Origin of the sequence: Micromonospora sp. NPDC047738 (assembly GCF_040642675.1) — a bacterium.
Classification (GTDB): Bacteria; Actinomycetota; Actinomycetes; order Mycobacteriales; family Micromonosporaceae; genus Micromonospora.
This window is the reverse complement of record NZ_JBEYSO010000016.1, coordinates 109,740-125,636: the sequence shown is the minus strand read 5'-3', so window position 1 is coordinate 125,636 and position 15,897 is coordinate 109,740. Positions and strand designations below refer to the sequence as shown.

General features: G+C 72.4%; 12 protein-coding genes. 3 read left to right on the top strand and 9 right to left on the bottom strand.

Features of this window, described 5'->3' with window-relative positions; translation table 11 throughout:
• Positions 1 to 45: 45 nt before the first annotated feature.
• From ABZ783_RS23660 to ABZ783_RS23645, 4 genes are read right to left on the bottom strand one after another with little or no spacing between them, the layout of a single operon-like run.
• Entirely contained in the window at positions 46 to 393 is a 348-nt protein-coding gene (locus ABZ783_RS23660) for an MmcQ/YjbR family DNA-binding protein (RefSeq protein WP_357441789.1), read from the bottom strand.
• Positions 394 to 428: 35 nt separating this feature from the next.
• On the bottom strand, positions 429 to 1,532 hold the full coding sequence (locus ABZ783_RS23655) for an acyl-CoA dehydrogenase family protein (RefSeq protein WP_357441787.1): 1,104 nt from the start codon (positions 1,530 to 1,532) through the stop codon (positions 429 to 431).
• 30 nt (positions 1,533 to 1,562) lie between these two features.
• Positions 1,563 to 2,720, bottom strand: a complete 1,158-nt coding sequence (locus ABZ783_RS23650; RefSeq protein ID WP_357441785.1) for an acyl-CoA dehydrogenase family protein — start codon at positions 2,718 to 2,720, stop codon at positions 1,563 to 1,565.
• A 52-nt stretch (positions 2,721 to 2,772) separates the two neighbouring features.
• Entirely contained in the window at positions 2,773 to 3,972 is a 1,200-nt protein-coding gene (locus ABZ783_RS23645) for a cytochrome P450 (protein ID WP_357441783.1), read from the bottom strand.
• Between the two features lie 156 nt (positions 3,973 to 4,128).
• On the opposite strand from ABZ783_RS23645, the gene ABZ783_RS23640 reads away from it, so the two are divergent.
• Positions 4,129 to 5,403 (top strand): condensation domain-containing protein, encoded by a 1,275-nt coding sequence (locus ABZ783_RS23640; protein WP_357441781.1) that lies wholly within the window; start codon positions 4,129 to 4,131, stop codon positions 5,401 to 5,403.
• 86 nt (positions 5,404 to 5,489) lie between these two features.
• On the opposite strand, the gene ABZ783_RS23635 is transcribed toward ABZ783_RS23640, so the two are convergent.
• Positions 5,490 to 5,843: a VOC family protein gene (locus tag ABZ783_RS23635; protein WP_073834315.1), complete on the bottom strand. Its 354-nt coding sequence runs from the start codon at positions 5,841 to 5,843 to the stop codon at positions 5,490 to 5,492.
• Positions 5,844 to 6,046: 203 nt separating this feature from the next.
• Between ABZ783_RS23635 and ABZ783_RS23630 the strand changes: the two genes are divergently transcribed.
• Complete coding sequence (locus ABZ783_RS23630) at positions 6,047 to 7,072, top strand: acyl-CoA dehydrogenase family protein (protein ID WP_357441780.1); 1,026 nt, start codon at positions 6,047 to 6,049, stop codon at positions 7,070 to 7,072.
• 86 nt (positions 7,073 to 7,158) lie between these two features.
• Here ABZ783_RS23630 and ABZ783_RS23625 read toward each other — a convergent pair whose 3' ends face one another.
• From ABZ783_RS23625 to ABZ783_RS23615, 3 genes are all read right to left on the bottom strand, one after another.
• Positions 7,159 to 11,076: an amino acid adenylation domain-containing protein gene (locus ABZ783_RS23625; RefSeq protein WP_357441778.1), complete on the bottom strand. Its 3,918-nt coding sequence runs from the start codon at positions 11,074 to 11,076 to the stop codon at positions 7,159 to 7,161.
• Positions 11,077 to 11,326: 250 nt separating this feature from the next.
• Entirely contained in the window at positions 11,327 to 11,563 is a 237-nt protein-coding gene (locus ABZ783_RS23620; protein WP_073834367.1) for an acyl carrier protein, read from the bottom strand.
• Between the two features lie 44 nt (positions 11,564 to 11,607).
• A complete protein-coding gene (locus ABZ783_RS23615) occupies positions 11,608 to 13,101 on the bottom strand; it encodes an aldehyde dehydrogenase family protein (protein ID WP_357441840.1) in 1,494 nt (497 codons plus the stop codon).
• 183 nt (positions 13,102 to 13,284) lie between these two features.
• Between ABZ783_RS23615 and ABZ783_RS23610 the strand changes: the two genes are divergently transcribed.
• Positions 13,285 to 14,343 carry an MBL fold metallo-hydrolase gene (locus ABZ783_RS23610; protein ID WP_357441776.1) on the top strand — a complete coding sequence of 353 codons (1,059 nt, stop codon included), beginning with the start codon at positions 13,285 to 13,287 and terminating at the stop codon, positions 14,341 to 14,343.
• Between the two features lie 95 nt (positions 14,344 to 14,438).
• Here the strand turns inward: ABZ783_RS23610 and ABZ783_RS23605 are convergent, their stop codons facing one another.
• Positions 14,439 to 15,848, bottom strand: a complete 1,410-nt coding sequence (locus ABZ783_RS23605) for an FAD-dependent oxidoreductase (RefSeq protein WP_357441774.1) — start codon at positions 15,846 to 15,848, stop codon at positions 14,439 to 14,441.
• Between the last annotated feature and the right edge of the window lie 49 nt (positions 15,849 to 15,897).

Sequence of the window (15,897 nt, the reverse complement as noted above, 5' to 3'; positions counted from 1 at the left end):
TGATGCTCCGGCGGCGCCGGGCCATCGGAATCGCGTGACGGGGCGTCAGGAAGCGCCGGCCTCGTCCAACTCGGCCTGCAACTTCTTGGACGCGAGCCGGCGCCACGCATCGGTGATCAGTTCTCGCAGCTGCGCGGGGTCGACCGTCGCCAGTTCGACGAAGGTCCAGCCGTTCTGCCCGTACCTGTTGTTCGGCGCCGAGAAGGTCGCCGGGTCCTCGCTGATGAGCGCCGCCTGCTCGGCGACGTCGATGCGCATCCCCATCACCCCGGGCTTGGGAAGGGTGCAGAAGATCTTGTTGCCGACGCGGAAGTCGGTCACGTCGAAGTGCGCCGACTGGTGCGCTCCGGGAAGCGACAGGGCGATGCTGCTGACGGTTTCGGGGCTGACCACTCCGACCTCCTCGGTTATCGACGGACGGCTTCACGCTAACGCCCGTCCAGCGTGGTCGGGGTGATCCCGCCCGCGTCGCCGCGCCGCAGCAGCCGCTCCGCCACCCGACCGTGCGGATCGTCGCCGAACCCCGGGAAGGCGTCCAGCCACAGCGCCCGGCGCAGCCACCGGTGCAGCGGGTACTCCCACGTCACCCCCATCCCGCCCGTGATCTGCACGGCGGTCTCGCAGGTGCGCACCGCCGCGTCGCGCGCCACCAGCACCGCCTCGTCGACCGCCTGCGCGCACGCCAGTGACCCCTCGGGATCGTTCTGCACCAGCCAAGCGGCCCGGTACGCCAGCGACCGGGCCAGCTCGGTGCCGACGTACGCGTCGGTCAGTTGGTGCGCCACGGCCTGGAAGCTGCCGATCGGCCGCCCGAACTGCTCCCGCTGGCGGGCGTGGGTGACGGCCATGTCCAGCGCGCCCGCCGCGACCCCGACCGCCTCGGCGGCCAGCAGCGCGCCGCCACGCAGCCGGGCCAGACGCGCCACCTCCGGCGTGCGGGCCGGCTCGGTGAGCAGCCGCGCCGGCGTGCCGTCCCACCGGACCTGGGCCATCCGGCGCAGCGTGTCCAGCGTGGACAGCTCCTCCACGACCAGCCCTGGGGACCCGGTGTCGCAGGCGAACACGGCCGGCCCCTCCTCGGTACGGGCCCGTACCACGACGCAGCGCACCGCGCCCGCCTGCGGCACCGCCGGCACCTGCCCGGTCAGGGACCAGCCCCGACGCGAGCGGGTGGCCCGCACGGTCCCGGCGCCGGTGGGCGCGGCGCCGTCCGGGGCGCCGTCGGCGAACGTCGCCGGCACGGTCAGGGGCTCTCCGGCGGCCCGCGCGTACGGCGCGGCCAGCGCGACCGTCGTCCACCACGGCGTCGGGTGCAGGCACCGCCCGCTCTCCTCGGCCAGCAGCGCCAGCTCGACCATGCCCAGGTCGTCGTCCAGCCAGCCCTGCCGGATCAGCTCGGGCCAGGCACCCGCCTCGCTCCCGCCGGGGCCCTCCGCCAGCGCGCACACCCGCGTCGCCGGGTAGCGTCGCTCCAGGTGGTCGCGGGCGGCCCGGCGGATCTCCCGCTGCTCATCGGTGAGGGCAAAATCCATGGTCTTCTCCGTGTCGTCGCCGGCTGGTGGTCACTGGCGGGATCTGGGCAGGTCCAGCACGCGCTCGGCGACGATCCCGCGCAGGATCTCGGAGGTGCCGCCCTCGATCGTGTTCGCCCGGCTGCGGAGCCGCTGCCGCTGCCAGTACCCGTGCCAGGCGGCGTCACCGCTGTCGAGCAGCGCCGCCGGGCCCTGTACGCGCAGCGCGAGCGCGCAGACCCGCTGGTGCAGCAGCGACCATTCGAGCTTGAGGATGGACGCCTCCGCGCCGGGCTCGCCGGAGCGGCGCAGCGCGGCCAGCGACCGGTAGCCCGTGTACCGCAGCCCCTGCAACCGTGCGTGCAGCGTGGCCAGCTCGCGGCGGACGGCCGGGTCGCCGTCGGCGCCGACCTCTCGCACCAGCCGCAGCAACCGGTCGAACTGCGCGACCAACCGGGCGGTGAGGGTGACCCCGAACGTTCCCCTCTCGTGGGCCAGCGTGGACAGCGCCACCGACCAGCCCCTGCCGACCTCGCCCACGACGTCGGCGTCGCCGACCGGGGCATCGGTCAGGATGATCTGGTTGAAGTCGGTGTCGCCGTTGAGCTGCCGCAGGGGCGACACCTTCAACCCCGGCGCCCGCATGTCCAGCAGGAAGCACGTCAGCCCTTGGTGCTTCGGCTCGGCGGGGCCGGTGCGGGCCAGCAGCAGGCAGTGGTCGGCCAGGTGGGCGTAGGAGGACCAGACCTTCTCGCCGTCGAGCAGGTAGCCGTCCGGCTCCGCCCGCCGGGCCGTGGTGCGCACCGCGGCCAGGTCCGAGCCGGCCTCCGGCTCCGAGAACCCCTGGCAGAACAGGGTACGACCGGACAGGATGCCGGGCAGGTAGCGCGCCTTCTGCTCGTCGGTGCCGTGCGCGATGAGCGTCGGACCGACCATGTTCATTCCGATGATGTTGATGTGCTCCGGCGCGCCGGCGCGGGCGGTCTCCTCGGCGAAGATGGCCTGGTGGGCGGCGGTCAGGCCCTGGCCGCCGTACTCTTTCGGCCAGGTGATGCCGGCGTAGCCGGCCTCGGACAGGTCGTGGCTCCACTCGCGCAGCTGCGCGGTGCTCCACGTACGGGACGGGTCGTCGTCCGGCAGGCGGGACCGTAGCCACTCGCGCAGCCCGGCGCGGAACGCGGCCTCGGCCGGGTCGTCGTGCAGGTTCAACGCCGTCCTCGCTTCCTGGCGGCCGGGTGCGGGCGCCTCGTGCTGGTCACCGTCACGCCGCGCGCACCGTGAGCGGCACGTGGTCGTACGTGCGGAAGTTGAAGCGGGGCCGGCGTACCGGCTCGCCGTCGAACTCGATGGCGCTGGTGCGGCGCAGCAGCCGGTCGAACACGGCGACGCCCTCGGCGCGGGCCAGCGCGGCGCCCAGGCAGTGGTAGACGCCGGCCCCGAAGCTGAGGTGCTGGTTGGGCCGGCGGCCGACATCGAAGCGGTCCGGCTCGCCGAACTGCTCCGGGTCCCGGTTGGCCGACCCGACCAGCAGGTAGAGGACCCGGCCGGGGCGGACCGTTCGGCCGGCGACCTCCACCGGCTCCACCGGGCTACGCATGGTCACCTGGATCGGCGCCTCGTAACGCAGCATCTCCTCGACCGCGGTGGCGGTGCTGGCGGCGCCCGCCCGTAGCCGGGCAAGCTGGTCGCGGTGCTCCAGCAGGGCGACCATGCCGTTGGAGATCATGCCCATCGACGTCTCGAAGCCGGCGTAGAAGACCGTGATGGCGTTGTCGACGATCTCCTCGCGGCGCAGCCGCTGCCCGTCCGACTCGGTCATGGCCATCCGGGTCAGCAGGTTGTCGCCGCCGGGGCCGTCCTCGACGAGGTCGCCGAGGTACGCGCGCAGCCAGCGCAGCGAGCGAACCGCCTCGCCGACGTCGCGGTCGCTGCGGAACGCCACGTCGCTGAAGGCCCGGACCAGTTGTGCCGCGTGCGGCCACAGCAGGGCCCGGTCGGCCGCCGGCACCCCGAGCAGATCGCAGATGACCATCAGTGGGAAGGGCAGCGCAAGGTCGGCGACCAGGTCCATCCGGCCGGTCGCCAGCACGGGTTCGAGCAGGTCGTCCACGAGGGAGGTCATGCGTTCGCCGAGCCGCCGGACCAGGCCGGGGCTGAACGAGCTGACCAGGACCCGGCTGGCGAGCCGGTTGCGTTGGCCGAGGTTCTGACCGGACAAGAAGCCGCTCAGGTCCGGGTCCCCGACGGTGAAGCGGTAGTACTGCTCCGGCAGGGTCTTGGTCAGCCGCTGGTCCCTGAGCAGGGCGGCCACCTCGCGGTAGCCGGGGACCACCCACTGCCCTGGCCCGTTGCTCAGCACGGCACCGGTGCGGCGCAGCCGCTCGTACGTCGGGAACGGGTCGGCCAGCAGCCGCGGGTCCGAGACGTCGAAGCTGACCCGTGGCGCGCGAACGGCTGTCATAGGGGCCTCCCGGCGGACCGGTACGGCGTGCACCACCCGCGTCCGCCGCCGATTATTCGGGCTCCCCGAAACTCGTGTCAAGGAGTGTTTGCGGAGACTGTTGAAGTATCTGCCGGACACTCGTAACCACGCGCTTGCTGCGGTAGCGTCGCCGGCATGCGAGAGGATCCGGCTTCGGTGGGTCAACGCCTCCTGTGGCTGATGGACCACTATCGAGGGCAGCAGAACTCACTCAACGAGCAGGTGGTGTGGCACCTGCGCGGGGACTGCGACATCGCCGCCCTGCGCCGCGTCGTGGACCGGCTGCACGAGCGGCACGAGTCGCTGCGGACGACGTTCGTCGCTCGGCGGCGCCAGCTCGTCCAGGTGATCAATCCGCCGCGCCCGGTCGAGCTGCTTCGCGTGGACGTGTCCGGGCACGCCGATCCCCGGCGGGCCGCCCGCGAGCACATCGCCGCCGAGCTGACCACCGCCGTGGACATCGGCGTGTGGTCCACCCGGCCCACGCTGATCACCGTCGGCCCCGAGCACCACATCTTCGTGCTGACCATGCACCACTACGTCAGCGACGACTGGTCCAACGCGCTGCTGTCGCGCGACGTCCGCGCGCTCTACCACGGCGAGGAGCTGCCGGAGGTCGGATGGCAGTACGCCACGTGGGCGGCATGGCAGCGGGAGCTGATCTCCGGGCCGGATTCGGGAGCCCTGTTCGGCCACTGGCGCGGGCAGCTCGACGGGGCGCGGCTGGTGCGCCTGCCGGAGCGCGCCGAGGTCCCCCGGGGCCCCGGCGAGCCGGCCTGGGTGTCGGTGGAGCTGACCATCGACCCGCACGTGGCGCAAGGGCTGCACCAGCTCGCCCGCAAGCAACGCACCACCCTCTTCCCGGTGATGCTCTCCCTGTTCTACCTGGTGCTGCACCGGGCCACCGGCCAGTCGGACCTGACGGTCGCGTCGCTGTTCGCCAACCGCAGCCGGCCGGAGGTCCGCGACACGGTCGGCTTCTTCGTGTCCATGGTGCTGCTGCGGGGCCGGGTGGTCGCCGCCGAGCCGTTCACCGACCTGCTCCGGCAGGTGCGCAACGTGGTGATGGAGGGCCTGCGCCACCAGGAGCTGCCGGCGCAGCTGCTGCCGCCCGGAACGGTCACGGGGGAGGGCCGTACCGACGACGTCATGTTCCAGCTGCTCGGGTCGTTCGTGCCGAGGGCCGACATGAGCGGCGACGAGCTGGACGACCTCGAAGCGCAGCTGGAGCGCAGCCGGTTCGCGCTGGAGTTCGTCGTCGTACCCCAGGGCGACGCGCTCACCGCCGTCGTCATGTGCGACCGCGACCGGTTCACTCCGGACTGGGCGCGGCAGCTCGTCAAGGACTACGTGGAGCTGGCCGCGGCGGTGGTGACGGACCCGGGCCGCCTGCCGGGCACGCCTTCCTGAGGCGCCGATGCGTGCCACGGCGGTGCATCGGGGCCGGCGGGCGGCCGGCGCGCCGCCGACCACCCCCGTCGCATCCGGACGGCCGGTCACCCGGCCTTGGGCAGCTCCCGCAGGCCGAAGGCCACGCCCTGGTTGTCGCGGCACTCGGCGAAAGCGCCGTACTGCGGGCTCGGCGGCCGCAGCGGGCCCACCTCGCCGCCCAGCTCCTTGACCCGCTCGACGGCCTTGGCCAGGTCGTCCACCCCGAAGTAGACGATGATGTGCGGGGGGTCGGTGTCCGGGTGGGAGCCGGCCTCCAGGCCCGGGGCCGCGCCCGGCATCTCGATGTACGACCCGTGGGTGAGCATCGTGAACTTCCAGCCGAACAGCGCCTCGTAGAACTCCCGGGTGCGTTCGGGGACCGGAACTGCGAACTCGATGAACGAAGGTTCTCCTGCCACGGCGCCCTCCGGTGCGTGATCTGTCAGGGGAGATGTCCTAGCATCATAACGGGTATTGGCTCGTCTTCCGCAGACGCACGAGGATACTAGTGAAGGCGAGTTCCGGTGGCTGGCGGGCCAGCCACCGCGGCGGCCGACGCGCCACCGGGCCCGTGGGCCCGCACCACCGGCCCCCCAGGGCCCCATGAACGGAGGGCACTGCTGTGACTGTCTCCATCGACGAGTCCACGAGCCTGCGGCAGGCGCGCGAGATCGCCGACGAGGCGCTCTTCCCCGCCGCGCTTGCGGTCGACGGCGCCGACCGCGTCCCGATCTCCCACCTGGACCTGCTCGCCGAGCAGGGCTTTTACGGACTGGCCGCGCCCCCGGAGTTCAACCGCCTCGACCTGCCGAGCTTCCCAGCGGTGTGCCGCGTCATCGAGACGCTCGCCAGCGGCTGCCTCACCACCACGTTCGTCTGGGCCCAGCACCACAACGCGGTGATGGCGGCGGCCAACACCGGCAACGCCCAGCTTCGTGCGGCCTGGCTGGAGCCGCTGGCCACGGGGCGGCGCCGGGCGGGACTGGCGATCGGCGCGGCGGTGCGGCCCGGTCCGTCAGCGCTGGTGGCGACGCCGGCCGACGGCGGGTTCCTGTTCTCCGGCGCCGCGCCGTGGGTGAGCGGCTGGGGCCTGATCGACACGATCTACGTGGCCGCCCGGCTGCCCGACGACACGCTGGTCTTCGCCCTGGTCGACGCCGCGACGAGTGGCACGCTGGCCGTCGAGCCGTTGCGGATGTCGGCGGTGAACGCCAGCAGCACGGTGACGGTCACCTTCGACAACCACTTCGTGCCCGCCGACCGCGTCGCCAACCAGATGCCGCTCGAGGCGTGGCGGCAACGCGACCCGGCGACGCTGCGGTTCAACGGTTCCCTCGCGCTCGGGGTGGCCGACCGGGCGATCGAGCTGGCCGATGAGCCGCGGCTGCGCCAGCAGCTCGACGCCGTCCGGGACCGCCTCGACGCCGCCGACCCGGACACCATGCCCGCGGCCCGGGCTGCCGCCTCGGAGCTGGCGCTGCGGGCCAGCGCGAACCTCGCCGTGGCCGCCGGCAGCCGCGCGGTTCTGCTCGATCAGCACGCCCAGCGCCTGGTGCGGGAGGCGACCTTCCTGCTGGTCTTCGGCTCCCGCCCGGGCATCCGCGATGCCCTGCACACGGCGTTCGTCACCTCCGGCGGCGTCGCCTGACACCCCGGGGCGGCGTCGCCGGGCGCCGCCCCGGGGCTGGGCTCGCGACGCGCACGACCGGCGTCGCGGGCCTGCGCGCGTCCGGCCTACGGCATCCGGTCGACCAGCTGGGCCACGGCCTGCGCCTGATCGCGGTTCACCACCGTGAAGTGGTCGCCCTCCAGCACGTGGAAGCGGGCCTGCAGCGCCGCCGCGGCGTGCCGCAGTGGCGACAGGTAGCCCGCCGCCGGCCCGGTCAGCCCCCGCGCCGCCTCCACCACGTCCAGCTCCAGACCCTGCTCGGCGACGAACGAGTACCGCAGCAGCGCCCGGGTGTTGGCCTCGAAAACCCGGTACATGTCGTGCAGCTCGGCGTACGTCACCGACTTCAGCTCCTTGAGCTGCGGCGGCGGCGCCGCCCACGTCCGGCGTAGCGTCTCCTGGACAGTGTCCGTGGCGCACGGGTCGCTCGGCACCTCCACCGGCGCGCCAGCCAGGTTGTGCAGGAACGCCTGCACGAGGGTGGCGTCGTCGACCGGGCGGCCGGTGCCGCAGCCGACCCAGGGGTCGATGAGCACCACCGCACAATTCCGTCCCTGCCACCGCAGCCGCCGGGCCATCTCGTACGCCACCACGCCGCCCAGCGACCAGCCGGCCAGCCGGACCGTCCGGTCCGGTGGCTCGTTCGCGATGACCGGCGCGAGTTCCGCCAGGTAGCGGGTGGCCAACTCCTCGATGGTCACGCCCGGCTGCGCCGGGGACGGCGCGGACAGGCCGAGCACCCGGTGCCGCTGCGCCAGCTCGGCCACCAGCGGGCGGTAACACAGCAGGTCGCCGCCGACCGGGTGCACCAGGATCAGCGGGCGGTGCCCGTTGTCGGCCAGCGGGACCAGGCTGCGCGCCGGCCCGGTGCCGCCTGCGGCGTCGAGCAGGGCGGCGAGCTCCCCGACGGTGCCCGAGGTGTACAGCGTGGCCAGCGGCAGCCGCCGCCCCAACTGCTGCTCGATGCGGTTCATCAGGCGCGCCGCGAGCAGCGAACTGCCGCCGTAGGCGAAGAAGTCGACGGCGCGGCCGACCTCCGGCACGTCCAACAGCTCCTGCCACAGCGCGGCCAGGGCCCGCTCGGTGGCGGTGCGGGGCGCGTCGTCGCCGACCTGCCGGGCGGCCCCCACGGCGGCGGCCCGCTCGGCCAGCTGCCGCCGGTCGACCTTGCCGTTGGCGGTCAGCGGCAGCCGAAGCCGCACGTCGATGCTGCGCGGCACCATGTAGTCCGGCAACCGGGCCTCAAGGTGGGCCTTCAGCTGCGCGACCAGCTGCTCGGCCGGGGTCTGCGAGGCCACGAAGGCGACCAGCGACACGGCCCGTCCGTCGGTACGGGTGACCACGGCGGCGTCAGCGACCGCCGGATGAGCCAGCAGCGCCGCCTCGATCTCGCCGAGTTCCACCCGGAAGCCGTTGACCTTGACCTGTGGGTCCTCCCGGCCCAGGAACTCCAGCGTGCCGTCGGGCCAGTAGCGGGCCCAGTCGCCCGTGCGGTAGATCCGTTCCTGCCGCCGGGGGTGCACGAGGAACGACGCGGCGGTCAGGTCCCCGTCGCCCAGGTAGCCCAGGGCGAGGCCACGCCCGCCGATGAACAACTCGCCCGGCACCCAGTCGGGGCGGTCCATCAGGCGGGCGTCGAGCACCTGGAAGCGCTGGTTGCGTAGCGGATGGCCGTACGGGATCGAAATCCAGTGCGGGGGCACCCGCACCGGCACCGGGTGGTAGTTGGACCAGATCGACGCCTCCGTCGCGCCCCCGAGGCTCACGCACGCGGCGTGCGGCGCGATCTCCGCCAGCTCCGCGCCGAGGTTGATCGGCACCCAGTCGCCGCTGACCATGGCCAGCCGCAGCTCGGTGAGCGAGTGCCGGCCGCTCGTGCGTACGAACTCAACGAACATCGCCAAGTAGGCCGGGACGCTGTTCCACACCGTGACCCCGGCGGCCAGGCACAACTCGTAGAGGTGGGTGACCTCCCGTTCCTGCCCGGGTGTCGGCACGACCACCGCCCCGCCCGCGGCCAGCATCCCGAACACGTCCCACACCGACAGGTCGAATGTGTAGTCGGAGACGGCGAGCACCCGGTCGCGGGGGCCGAGGCCGAACCGCTCGTTGATGTCGACCAGCGTGTTGACGACGCTGCCGTGCGAGATCATCACCCCCTTCGGCGTGCCGGAGGTGCCGGACGTGAAGATTACGTACGCCAGCGACTCCGGGTCGACGTCCACCGCCGGCCGCGCCGCGCCGTCCTGGCAGGCGATGGCGGTGGCGATGTCGACGGTCCGCGCTCCCGGGTACGGCTCCTCGCCCTGGACGCTGCGGTCGGCCAGCAGCACCCGTAGTCCGCAGATCTCGGCCACCTGCTCCCGGCGTCGGCGCGGCCACCGCGGCGAGACCGGCACGTACGCGGCCCCGGCCATCAGAACCCCGATCAACGCGATGATCTGGTGCGCACCGCGCAGCGCCTGCACACCGACCACCTCGCCGGGCCGTACCCCGGCGGCGACGAGTTCCGCCGCGACGGCGCTGGCCTGGTCGCGCAGCTGCGCGTAGGTGATCTCCCGGCCGCCGGCGATCACCGCGAGCCGGTCCGGCTGTCGCTCGGCCTGCTCCTCGAAGAGCTCGTGCATGGTGACCACCCGGGCCGGCGCCGCCGTGTCGTTGACCTGCTCGCGGATCTTGAGCTGGGCCGCCGGGGTGAGATCGAACGATTCCGTCCCCCACGCCTCGTCCTCGGTGGCCAGCCGGATCAGCAGGGACCGGTACGCGGCGAACATGTCGTCGATCATGCCCGCCGGGTAGAGGTCGTCCGCGCTGTCCCAGGTGGTGACCAGAGCGTTGCCGGCCACGAACACCTGGTGGTCCAACGCGACCTGCGGCGTGCGGACCTTGCCCTCCAGCCGCTGCCAGCCGAGGTGTTCCAGGAAGACCCCGGTGTCCGCCTCCCCGACGCCGAGCATGCTGGTGAACACCACCGGCATCAGCGCGTTGCGGGCGTTGCCCTGCCGCTGGTTGAGCTGCCGGATGACGGAGACCCCGCTGAAGGAGGAGTGTTCCATGTCCTGAAGCAGTTGCCGGCGCCAGGCGCGGGCCCGGTCGAGGAAGGTGTCGCCCGCGCCGCCCTGGCGGCACTCCATCAGCAGGGTGCTGCTGAAGTTGCCGATGATCTTGTCGGCGTCCGGGTGAAACGGCAGCCGGTCGCCGTACATGATGTTGATGGTGAAGTCGGGGTTTTTCGACCAGTGCCGCAGCACCTCACAGAACGCCGCGCCGAGCACCATGGTGCCCGTGAGTCGACTCTTCCTGATGCGCGCGGCCAGGCTGGTCCACTGTTCGGGGGTGAGCTTGAAGACCCGGCGCACGAGGCGGGGGCTGGGGTCGCCGGTCATCCGGCGGCGGGGCAGCTCCGGCGCCGCGGGCAGGCTGTCCAGCCGGTTGAGCCAGTAGCGGCGGGCCCGCTCGTGCTCGTCGCTGTCCTTGCGCCCCTCGAACTCGCTGCGGTACTCCCGGAAGGTGTACCGCAGCGGGGGCAGCGACTCGCCGTTCAGCAGCGCCCGCAGCTCCTGGGCGAAGATCTCGCCCGAGAATCCGTCGATGGCCAGCAGCCGCGCGCACACCTGCACCACAACGTGGGTGTCCAGGGCGAAGACGAAGACCTCGAACGGGGCGTGCCCGTCGCGCGGTGGCCCCTCGTCGTAACAGCGCTCCCGATTGCGGGTGAGGATCCGTCGCCACACATGCTCCGGCTGGCCGCGTAGCGACCGGTAGATCAGCGGTACGGGAAGCTCGTCCTGGACGTGCAGCAGGCCCGTCTCGTCGAAGGACGCCCGGAGCATCTCGTGCCGGCGCATGAGCTGGTGCAGGGCCGCGCTGAACGAGCGGACATCCAGCTCCTGGCAGGCGTACTCCTCGTAGAACAGGGCGGGGCCGCCGAGCTGGAAGTCGCCCAGCTCGCCGAGCAGGTACGCGTACTGCAGGTCGCTCATGGGCGCCGAGCGGGTGCCCGAGGCGTCCGCGCGGGACGCTGCCGACCGCGGGGCCGGTGGGACGATGGCTGACGATGGGTGGTGCTCCGGTCCCGTGATGTCCATTACGTTCCCCCCAGGATGGTCGATTGTGGACAAGGTGGTACAAATAATCTGACCGGAGATGTGCTCCGGACGGTCCCGTGGAATGTGGTCGACCGGCGATGCCCGGCGACCGGGCAAGAGGGCGCAGGGAGGCGAGCGGCGGGGGCTATCGCGCGGCGGCGGCCCGCAGTTGGTGCACCGCCTCGGTCAGTTCCGCCGGGGTGGGCCGGTCGAAAACCTCGATCATCGGCAGTTGTACGCCGAAGACGATGTTCACCCAGTGCACGATGGCCGCCGCCGCCATCGAGTCGCCTTCGAGGTCGTCGAAGAAGTCGGTATCCGGGCGCACCTGGCGGCCGAAGATGTTCTCCCAGATGTCGACCATCTGCTGTTCATTTGTCACGATGCCTCCCCATGACGTGCCCGGCCGCCGAATGCGGCCGGTGCTCACCTCGGAGCAGGTACCGCCCCCCATGGGCGGGTGCCCAGGTCATTGATCAGTGTCTTTGTCTCCAGAAAGGCGTCAACGCCCGCCCTGCCCATTTCACGTCCCCAGCCCGATTCCCGCATTCCGCCGAAGGGCAGTGCCGGATCGAGAACGTGCCAACTGTTGACCCACACGGTGCCGGCCCGCAGCCGGCGGCCGACCTGGTGCGCCAGCCCCAGGTCGCGGGTGAAGACGCCGGCGGCCAGCCCGTACGGGCTGCCGTTGGCCAGCGCCACTGCCTCCTCCACAGTGTCGAAGGCCTGCGCCACCAGCACCGGGCCGAAGACCTCCTCGCGGGCCACCGGCGCCTGCGGGTCGGCCCCGGTCACCACCGCCGGGGTGCAGAAGAAGCCCGGCGAGTCCGGCGCCTGGCCGCCGGTGACCCGCGCGCCGCCGTCGCGCGCCGAGCGCAGGTACGACAGCACCCTCGCCCGGTGCTCCGCGGATATCAACGGCCCCATGTCCGTGTCCTGGTCCAGGCCGTCGCCGAGCCTGATCGCCGCGGCCCGCTCCCGGATCCCCGCGACGACCTCGTCGAACACCGGCCGCTGCACGTACAGCCGGGACCCCGCCACGCAGGTCTCGCCCTGGTTGTAGAAGATCGCATGGGCCGCGCCGTCCATCGCCCGAGCCAGGTCGACGTCGGCGAACACGATGCTCGGCGACTTGCCGCCCAGCTCCAGGGTCACCCGGCGGAAGTCGGCGGCCGCGGCCTGGACGATGCTGCGCCCGACCTCCGTCGACCCGGTGAACGTGACCTTGTCGACGCCCGGCTGCGCGGCGAGCGCTGCGCCGGTGTCACCGTCGCCGGTGACGACGTTCAGCACGCCCGCCGGCACGCCCGCCTCGCGCACCAGCTGTCCGAGCAGCAGCGCGGACAGCGGCGTCTGCTCGGCTGGCTTCAGCACCACGGTGCAGCCCGCTGCCAGGGCGGGCGCCACCTTCGCCGCGGCCATGTAGAGCGGGAAGTTCCACGGGATGATGGCCGCCACCACACCCACCGGCTCGGGCATGGTCAGGGCGACATGCCGCTCCGGGCTGGCGGTGTAGAGCGAAGCGTTCTCGCCGTTCAGCCGGCCGGGCCAGCCGGCCATGTAGTGGAACACCGCGGCGGCGGCCGGGACGTCGCCCGCCCGGGCCACCCGCAGCGGCTTGCCGTTGTCGAGGCAGTCCAGCAGAGCCAGCCGGTCGGCGTGCGCGAGGATCAGGTCGCCGACCCGGTGCAGCAGCCGGGCCCGGGCGGCTGGGGACATCCGGTGCCACCGGGATCCGGGCTGGCCGGCGGCGCGCGCCGCGGCGACGGCCCGGGCCACGTCCGTGGCATGGGCGTGGGCGACCGTCGCAAGTGTCTCTCCCGTGGACGGACATACGGACGTCAGCAGACGACCGTCGTTCGCGGGCGACCACTTGCCTCCGATGAACAACTCTCGAGGTAATTCGTCCAGACAGGACATACGTGGCCTGTCGGTGTCTGTGGTCGCCGACATGCACGACACGCTAGCGCAAATACCACGCTCGGCATACGGTCAATCGGACGTAGCTATGTGCGTAACAGGCCGCCAGACTCAATCTTTCCGACGAAAACATCGGGGTAGGGCATGAGGTATCCGCGGAGTGTTTATCGCGTCTTTGACAGGATGCTTGCCAAGAAGCGTGGTGGGCGCAGCTGGCCGACCAGCTTCGCCGACCGGCTGACCCATCCGGTGCCCGACTCCCGGGCGGTCCGCAAGCTGATCACCGAGGGCGGGATGCGGCCCGACCTCAGCCAGGTCGACCGGATTCCCGTCCACCCCACCGCCGACCGACTGCCGCCCGCCGGCGCGGGCGAGGTGGTGGCGACCTGGGTCGGCCACGCCTCATTCGTGCTCCAGATCGGCGGGCTCGTGGTGCTCACCGACCCGGTGTGGTCGCGCCGCATCCCCGGGGTGCGGCCGCGGTTCACTCCGCCCGGCCTGCGCTGGGAGGCCCTGCCCCCGGTGGACGCCGTCGTCATCAGTCACAACCACTTCGACCATCTCGACGCGCCCACCATCCGCCGGCTGCCGCGCCGCGTGCTGATGCTCGTGCCCGGCGGCCTCGGCTGGTGGTTCCGCCGGCTGGGGTTCACCTCCGTGGTGGAGCTGGACTGGTGGGAGAGCGCCCGCCTCGGCGCGGTGGAGTTCCAGTTCGTCCCGGTGCACCACTGGAGCCGCCGGACGCTCTTCGACGGCTGCCAGAGCCTGTGGGGCGGCTGGATGCTGGCGGCCGACGCCGGCCCCGCCGCCCGGGCCGGCGCCGACCCGGTGGACCCGGCCGCCGACGCCGGTGCCGGCCCCACCACCGGGGTCGGACCCCTGCGTGTCTTCTTCGCCGGGGACTCCGCCTACGGGCCGTACTTCGCCGAGATCGGGCGCCGCCACGGCCCGGTCGACCTCGCCCTGATGCCGGTCGGCGCCTACCTGCCCCGCTGGTTTATGAAGCCGCTGCACATGAGCCCACCCGAGGCCGTGCGCGCCTGTGGCGACCTGGGCGCCCGACGGATGGCCACCATGCACTGGGGGACCTTCGCGCTCTCCGCCGAGGCGCCGTTGGCTCCGCTGGAGCAGGCCAGGCAGGCGTGGCAGGCCAGCGGGCGGGCCGCCGAGGACCTGTGGGACCTGGCGGTGGGGGAGAGCCGTACCCTGCACCGCGCCGTGACCACGCCGGCCGCCGGCTGACCGGCGCCGGCCAGAGCGGCTCGCGATGGCGCCCGGGTGCGGTCCCACCGCACGCGGGCGCCGTCGCCGGGCGGGCCTCGGTCGCCGGTCGCGGGTCAGTCGCTGCCGCGTTCCGCGACGGTCCGGCCGGGGCTCGCCGTACGGCGGGCAAAGAACCGGTTGGGTGCCAGCGCCGCCCGGTACGGCAGCAGCAGCGGCAGCCGGTCGCCGACCCGTTGCCGCCAGATGAAGAACTCGCCGCCCTTGTCACCGAACGGGGCGGGCAGGAACTTGGGCTGGTTGACCGTCACGAACGCCAGCTCGGTGAACTCGGTCTTGCGGCCCAGCACGAGGTCGCGCAGGATCTTGCCGCCGGTGTGGCTCGCAGCGATCCCGCTGCCGGTGTACCCGTGCCCGTAGACCATGCCCGAGTCGGTTCGGCCGAACTGCGGGATGAAGCTGTGGCTCCAGCTGATGAGCCCGCCGTTGCCGTGGCTGAACCGGACGTCCCGCCACTGGGGGAAGAACTCGCGGAACGACTCGCCCAGCTTGTCGAACGCCTCGTCGTTGCGGCGGTGGCGGGGATCGGTGTCCCGGTTGGCGAACATGTACCACAGGCCGCCCGCCCAGAGCACCCGGTTGTCGGCCGTCAGTCGGGCCGCCGTGGAGAACGACAGCGAGTTCGCCACCCCCTCGCGCCCCGGCCAGGCCACCCGGCCCAACTGCTCCTCCGTCAGCGGCTCGGTGACCAGCAGGTAGTTCCACACCGGCATCTGGCGCGGGTACAGCTCGGGGAACGCGCCCTGCATGGCCTCTGTCGCCACGACCACCTCGTCCGCGGTGATCGTGCCGTGCGGGGTGCTGATCTGCCACTTTCCGTCGACCTTCCGGATCGTCTGCGCCGGGGTCTGCTCGTGCAGCACCACACCCTGTTCCTGCACCACCCGGGCGAGCCCGCGCACCAGCCGGTACGGGTTGAGCAGCGCGCCGCTGACCTTCAGCGCCCCGACGACGGTCGGCGAGCCGATCCGCTCCTGCGCCTGCGCCCGGTCGAGCAGGCGGAACGATGTCACCCCGGCCCGCTGAGCCCGCTTGATCTGCAGCTCCAGTCGCGCGAGCTGCTTGGTGTCCGTGGCGACCTGGAGGATGCCGGTGTTCTCGTACTGGGCGTCGATGCCGTTCTGCCGGCAGAATCGGCCGATCTCCAGGATCGACCGGGCGACCGCCCGGTAGACCCCACCTGCCTTCTCCGCCCCGTAGTACCAGAGCATCCGGCGCAGCACCTTGCCGGCGGTCATCTGCACGAACCCAGCGTTCATCCCGGACGCGCCGCTACCGGCGAACTCCGCCTCCACCACCCGCACCGAGATGCCCGGGTCGGCCTGCTTGAGGAAGTGGGCTGCCCACAGGCCGGTGTAGCCCGCGCCGACGATGCACACGTCGCAGGAGGCATCCCCGTCCAGCGGCGGGCCGACGTCGGTCGGTTGCGTGGAGTGCCAGTACATCTCTGTGGACAACTGCGCCATACGGGTTTCTCCTTAACGGCTGTCGCGGGCAGGAACGGCTGTCGCGGGG

Bases quoted from the DNA above. Each gene is read 5' to 3' on its own strand.
- ABZ783_RS23615 (WP_357441840.1), bottom strand. From the start codon at position 13,101: ATGTCCTGTCTGGACGAATTACCTCGAGAGTTGTTCATCGGAGGCAAG.
- ABZ783_RS23625 (WP_357441778.1), bottom strand. From the start codon at position 11,076: ATGAGCGACCTGCAGTACGCGTACCTGCTCGGCGAGCTGGGCGACTTC.
- ABZ783_RS23645 (WP_357441783.1), bottom strand. From the start codon at position 3,972: ATGACAGCCGTTCGCGCGCCACGGGTCAGCTTCGACGTCTCGGACCCG.
- ABZ783_RS23610 (WP_357441776.1), top strand. From the start codon at position 13,285: ATGCTTGCCAAGAAGCGTGGTGGGCGCAGCTGGCCGACCAGCTTCGCC.
- ABZ783_RS23655 (WP_357441787.1), bottom strand. From the start codon at position 1,532: ATGGATTTTGCCCTCACCGATGAGCAGCGGGAGATCCGCCGGGCCGCC.
- ABZ783_RS23605 (WP_357441774.1), bottom strand. From the start codon at position 15,848: ATGGCGCAGTTGTCCACAGAGATGTACTGGCACTCCACGCAACCGACC.
- ABZ783_RS23640 (WP_357441781.1), top strand. From the start codon at position 4,129: ATGCGAGAGGATCCGGCTTCGGTGGGTCAACGCCTCCTGTGGCTGATG.